Consider the following 6,596-nt stretch of genomic DNA (forward strand, 5'->3'; position numbering starts at 1 on the left):
TTATAATATTAGATAGGTTTATTGTATAAAATGCTCACAATATCTGTTGTATAGATGCCCCGCTTGTAAATATGCAGAATTTGGACTCATAAAGTGAGAAAACTCAAACGTTATTGCATTTTCCATTCCTGCTTTTCTTGCGGCCTCTAACTTCAAAAGTAGTTTTTCCCATTTGATAGGTAAAAAGCGAATTGGCATATCCCGGTCGAAAGATTCAATATTGGTCCAGCACCTCATGCCATATTTATCAGCCAATTTTTTATTGACAAGCAAATAGTCATATAATTCATGGTAGTCAACTTGGCCGTCTTGAAATGCAAGAATATCAACAGCTCCTTTTACATTATACAAAATTTCATCCCATTCTTCCTCATGTTCTTTTACAGACAATGCTTTGTCACCTGACATGACTTGATCCGTTTTTATTCCATGAATATAAGGAGAAACTAACGTGGTCAGATTACCGGATACCGCTTTGGCATGTTTACCAACTTCTGCATATATTTTTGACATGTTTTTAGTGCGCCGACTTATCTCCTGTGACAAATACCACCCCTTAAATGATTTATGGCGACCGTATTTCTTCCAGACCTCATCGATGAGATACATATTCAGATCTATTTCTTTCTGAAACAACCCCTCTTGCCAATACTTTCCAGAATCATACATTCCAAAGTAAAATGCCATATCATATTTATCAGATAGCGTCAGAAACATTTCGACCAAATCGACAGGCGGATAATATACGGCCTCTTTCTCCAACAGCGATTTGAAAGGAGAAGCAATCCATTTCCCCAATCCGGCACGAATCAGAACAACTGTGTTAATCCCCATCTTTTTCATTGCCCTGAAATCCGTGTCCCACTCTTTTGCTCCCCAGTTCTGATGGGGAATATCCCAACTTATTTCATCTAAAAAAGTAGCTGTTATGGGCATACCTTTCATCACATGAGGTGTCGCAAACGAATCTAAAGATTCATCGCTCTTTACTCTCCTCTTATTATTAAAAGAGGAACAAGCTGTCAGAAACCTGCTTCCGACAACCAATGAACATGCTGTTGCTGCTGTTTTAAGAAAATTACGACGTCCTACCATAATTTCATTATTCAATAATTACACAGTAAACACCTTAAGAACTCTGTTTCCTGAAAAACATCATACCCTCCCATCCCTTCTCTTCCCTACTTTTACCGCTATATGGAGACAGAGAAGCATATTGTCTACAACTTGGTTAAAGCCTTATATTCTCCTGCTTCGAACGTGTCCAATAGCGTTCTATCTCTTCAAGTGACTTTCCGGCAGTTTCGGGTATCAGCTTCCATACTATAAGCATGTAAGGGACACACATAACAGCAAACAGGAAAAATGTCCCGGCGGGAGTGAGATTCTGAAACAACCAAGGAGTGAGTTGTCCGATAAGATACGTTCCGACCCAAAGAGCAAATCCTGCGATAGACATTGCCAATCCACGCACTTTAGTGGGATACATCTCGGACAACAGCACGAAGATCACAGCGCAGATAGAGACTGCACAGCAAAATACATAAAACAAAAAGAAGGAGAGCAGAAAAAGGCTCGAAACTCCCCATGAATCGCCAAAAAGGAAATAAAGTCCTATCAGAATAAGGGAAGCGATCATTCCCGATACTCCATAATACACAAGTTGTTTACGCCCGACCTTATCTATTATAACCAAAGCCAAAATAGTAGTCAGCATATTCACCAGCCCCACAAGTACTTGATAGAACAGAGAGTCTCCACCCGAAAGGCCTGCATTTTCAAAAATAGAAGGTCCGTAATACAATACAGCATTTACCCCCATGAACTGCCCCAAAATAGCAATACATACACCAATTATAACGGCCTTGAAGATTCCGGGTTTCAGAAGAATAGACCAGTCGGATTTACTCTCCGAAGTTAAAACTGACTTTGTTTCGGATAGCTGATATTTTGCAAGAGGCAATGAATGGTATATTCTATTTAAAATACCCAAAGCTTTAGACTCCCGTCCTTTTACTATCAGCCAACGGGGACTTTCAGGAATAAAAAAGATGATGATAAAAAACAATATTGCCGGAAGAGTCTCCATGCCAAGCATACCTCTCCACACTTCGGAAACAAATATCTTTTGCACCCAAGGCATGCTCAACCGGACGCCGCTTTCGGCCCAAGCCAACAATTGATAATTGACCAAATACGCACCTAAAAAACCAACAGTCACAGCCAACTGATACAAAGAAACCAATCGCCCTCTATATTCCGCAACGGAAACCTCAGAAATATAAAGGGGTGAAACAATCGATACAATACCAATTCCTATTCCTCCGACAATGCGATAAATCACTAGCTGAGTAAAATCAGCGCAAATAGCGCAGCCCAAGGCAGAAGTGGAGAATAAAACGGCAGAAATAATCATAGTGAGTTTACGTCCCAGCTTGTCACTTAAAATTCCAGCAAAGAGAACACCTACAATAGACCCGACCAATGCACACCCCACATACCATCCCTGTTGTAAAGCATCCAGATGAAAGAGATTCGTAACCTGAGCAATCGTTCCTGATATGACAGCCGTATCATACCCGAACAGAAATCCCCCTAACGCAGCAACGACTGAAAGGAAGATAAGATAGCCGAAATTAACATCAGTCTTCATAGCCTTACTTTATTTCGAAATATTCTCTGTATCTGTCATATAAATGTCCTGCCTGCAAATATGCCGATTGGGGACTCATAAAGTGAGAGAACTCGAACGTTATCGCTTTATCATATCCCGCCCGTTTGGCAGCTTCTAGTTTCATCCGGAGCTTATCAAACTTAATAGGAAGAAAATTAATAGGCATATCGCGATCGAAAGATTCCGCATTAGTCCAGCATTGCATGCCATACTTATCCGCCAGTTTTTTATTTACTGAGAAAAAAGCATCTAATTCATCATAATCGATATGTCCGTCTTGAAAAGCGCACGCATCTACCACATCATGAATCCCATCGAATATCTCATTCCACTCTTTCTCGTGTTGCTGCACAGAAACAGCATCTTCATTCGTCAGTTTATTAGTACCCATAATGGCTTTTTTCCCATCAATCCAAGGAGAAATGAATGTAGGCAACCCATTCGAAACATCCTTGCACTGTTTTCCCATGGCATGAAAAGCATCTATAGCCCCTTTAGTCTGCCGGCTGATTTCTCCACTGATATACCAGCCTCCAAAGCTCTTGTATTTTTCGCCGTACATTTTCCATACCTCGTCAATCACATATTTATTATCCTCGATTTCCCAGCTTAAATCCTTTGTATCCCAATAACGGCCGGAGTCGTACAGACCAAAATAAAACTTCATTTTATACTTCTCTGCCAATCGCAGAAACATATCCAACAAGTCGACTGATGGCATATAACAACCTTTATTCAATAAATAAGGAGAAGGATAAGTTATAAATTTACGGTATCCGGAGCGAATCATGATTACCGTATCGATTCCGATTCGCTTCATGTATTGAAAATCGAGGTCCCATTCCTTTTCTCCCCAATTCTGATGAGGAATGTCGTGGGAAATCTCATCCAAAAAAGTCCCCGTAATGTTTAAACCGTTCTTCTTTGGAACAATCAAACGATCATCTCCCATCCATTCTTCCGGCATCTGCTCCGGAGAAAGAAATCCGGTTTTATCACTCTCTTTAGCCAGCAACGAAGGGGCGATTAAAGCCGAAGCTCCCGCCAAAGCTGCACTTTTTAAAAAGTCTCTGCGATTATTTTTTCTCATTGTTTCGTTTTTTTTTATTATATCAGCGATATACTACTAAGCAATCTCATTCGATATATTCTCCGGTTATATCTACCTGCTTTCTATTGAAAGGATCTAAAACCTGATCGATAAGGAGTGCCATCTCTCCTCTTAGGATGTCTCGTTTAGGGTTAAGATTCTGTAAACCATAATTCCGCCATATTTCATCCAAGTCGACGGCTGCATCCAAACCTTCCGTTTCGGAGATGTTCCTGACAAGTGAAGCGGCTTCTTGGATGCTTAAGGTTTCTGCTTTCTTTTTCTCAAACATTTCTTTTGATTTCGGATATATTTCAAACAAACCATCCAACTCAGAGATTAATAAAAGTGTATCTGCTCTTAGCCAAGTCTGATTGCTCCATCCTACATTTTTTCCTACTCCTTTGAGTATTCCTGTAGCCCCGATACGCTGATAGGGAATGAACTTTACATCCGAAACGGGAACATCCAAATAAGGAAGCAGGTAACCTTTCGCATGTAAAACTGCATTTTGGACTTCGCGGACAGGAACTTGTCCGATTGCGCATTTTTTCTTCACGCTCAAAGCCGCCAATGCTCCGGCTGCCTGCCCGATCTGCAGGACAACGGGTTGCAAACGTGTGGTGCCGTTAATTATATTAGAAACAGATATAGATTTTTCCGCAACGATGAGTCCTTCTACGTTAAGGGGAATCAATACTCCTAACGGAAGACCGTACGAAGGTATCGGATGAAAATAAAGATTCGGCAATTCCTCATGACCATGATAGCGGGTGTGATGGTGGTCTACCGGATAATCGCCTACTGCAATGGCAGTACGGTATAATTTTTGTTTTTGCTCATAAGGGGCTGTCACGTCATTCAGGGTAAACCTGACGAGCCCATGAATCCTACGTGATTCCCTGTGATATGGAATAAAAGGCAAACGGTCTGCCGTAGGATATTCGTCATCCGCCAGCCCTAACGTGTTATACCCCAGCTCGTGTTGGAGGAAGTAGACAAAACACATTGTGTGATGCTTTGCAAGCTCCAATGCCTTGGCACGCTCTTCCGGTGTTTTTTCTATCAGGTTCACGTAATAATCATTACCCTCTATGGGCCAATTAATCATATATTTATGGTTGGGCAGTTTCCCATAAGTAATCATCATCTCTTTAGACCACAAACGGTCGGGTTCTTTCGGCGACAAACACAGCGAGTTATCACAGGCGCAGGCAAACACTGCGGGATCATATCCTTCAGGGCGGGGAATCGTTACATCTTTCCCATAATCTTTCAGTATGGCTACATAAGTCATATCCTGCACGATATCATTCGATTTTTCAGGAGCCACATCTTCTTGTGTGTCGCTACGGCTCTCCATCCCAATGTCGTATTTCACTCCACACATCTTGGCAATATCTCCCAATTCGGTTGCATCAATCAATATCTCTGCACGGATAGTCTTCGTTTTCTGATCCTCTGTCAGTACTTCAACAATCCATTCGTTCTGCTCTTTTTTCACAGTCTTCAAAAAGGTGTTTTTCCATATGCGCAGGTTCTTTTCCGCAGCAACCATTTCATGAAAAATTTTATTGCCGACCGAAGGCTCGAAAAGGACATGGCTTACCCAGCCGGTCTTGAGAGAGTCTATTCCTCCATAATAATCGGATAACCGGTCTTTAAATTCACCCCATAATCCTGCCGGTAAATTGTAGTTACCGTCCACAGCGCTGACTCCTGCCGAGGTCAACATACCACCCAACCAAGCCGTTTCTTCGATTATCAATACATTCACCCCCATTCGGGCAGCTTGTATACCTGATGCCATGCCACTGGCACCGCCACCTACAACCAAAACATCTATTTGCTCTATATCCGAATGCTTACACGATGTAAGAATCAAGACAAAAATAAGAGTATAAAAAAGAGAATATAGGTTTTTCATGCTTACAACAAATAGATTAACATCCTTTTTGACTATATTTCCAGTACAAACATACTAATATTTAATATAAAAACAAATTATAATAAAATATTTTATTATCAAAAGTGATATATAACATATAAAATCACTAAACAAAACCACATATAATCAAAAAAAGACAAATTAAAATCCGCAAATATTATTAATATCATCCAAAAGCTATAAAAATGAGATAAACTAAAAAGATTTTATTTTAAACAGAATAAGAGAAAAATATTCATAAAATTAAAGTGAGATTCTTAGCGAAATATCATACGTGTAAAAGCTTAGTTATTCATAGAAAGATATTTCCAAAAGCGTCATTAACTTCAAAAAAGCTTCTTTTTCAGGTATCTCTTTGTCTCTGGATAGCTAAAATATTATTTATTTTTCCCATACCTTAATCAAAATATAATGAACTGAGACCTCTGCAAAACTCATTGTTCAAGATTTGCTCATTTCATCATATTTTTGTAGCTTTATAGTATGAAACAACGTCCTTCTTCTCCGAGTTTTGCTGACCTAATAGTTGGTCATCGTAAGGTTAAACAGACCTTTTTCTTTCAAATTGATCAGATAATCGACTGGAATCCCATTCGTGGACTTATTGAAATTGCTTACACCAAAGGCAAGCGTCCCACCGGTCGTCCAAGCTATGACAGCCTTGTGTTGTTCAAGACCGAACTTCTTCGTACATGGTATGGCTTGAGTGACGGCGAGGTCGAAGATCAGGTAAATGACCGTCTGTCCTTCAGTCGCTTTGTTGGTTTAGGATTGGATGACTGCGCTCCAGATAGTACAACTGTATGCCGTTTCCGTAACATTTTGGTTGAAGCCGACCTTTACGACAATGTGCTGCAAGAGATAAATCGCCGGTTAGAGTTGGC

5 protein-coding genes are annotated in these 6,596 nt (G+C 40.4%); 1 reads left to right on the forward strand and 4 read right to left on the reverse strand.

Annotation, left to right across the window (positions count from 1 at the left end; genetic code table 11):
- Positions 1–18: 18 nt before the first annotated feature.
- The 4 genes from C234_RS0111355 to C234_RS0111370 all read right to left on the reverse strand — a co-directional run bounded on the left by C234_RS0111355 (position 19) and on the right by C234_RS0111370 (position 5,691).
- Positions 19–1,095 (reverse strand): DUF4434 domain-containing protein, encoded by a 1,077-nt coding sequence (locus C234_RS0111355; RefSeq protein WP_027325871.1) that lies wholly within the window; start codon positions 1,093–1,095, stop codon positions 19–21.
- 136 nt (positions 1,096–1,231) lie between these two features.
- Positions 1,232–2,653 (reverse strand): sugar porter family MFS transporter, encoded by a 1,422-nt coding sequence (locus tag C234_RS0111360; protein WP_027325872.1) that lies wholly within the window; start codon positions 2,651–2,653, stop codon positions 1,232–1,234.
- Between the two features lie 4 nt (positions 2,654–2,657).
- A complete protein-coding gene (locus C234_RS0111365) occupies positions 2,658–3,764 on the reverse strand; it encodes a DUF4434 domain-containing protein (RefSeq protein ID WP_027325873.1) in 1,107 nt (368 codons plus the stop codon).
- 46 nt (positions 3,765–3,810) lie between these two features.
- The gene (locus C234_RS0111370; protein WP_027325874.1) at positions 3,811–5,691 is read right to left on the reverse strand and encodes an FAD-dependent oxidoreductase; all 1,881 of its coding nucleotides are present in this window, start codon (positions 5,689–5,691) and stop codon (positions 3,811–3,813) included.
- Positions 5,692–6,195: 504 nt separating this feature from the next.
- Here C234_RS0111370 and C234_RS0111375 point away from each other — a divergent pair.
- On the forward strand, positions 6,196–6,596 hold a 401-nt coding region (locus tag C234_RS0111375; protein ID WP_027325875.1), incomplete at its 3' end, for an IS5/IS1182 family transposase.

The organism is Bacteroides pyogenes DSM 20611 = JCM 6294 (genome assembly GCF_000428105.1).
In the GTDB taxonomy this organism is placed as follows: domain Bacteria; phylum Bacteroidota; class Bacteroidia; order Bacteroidales; family Bacteroidaceae; genus Bacteroides; species Bacteroides pyogenes.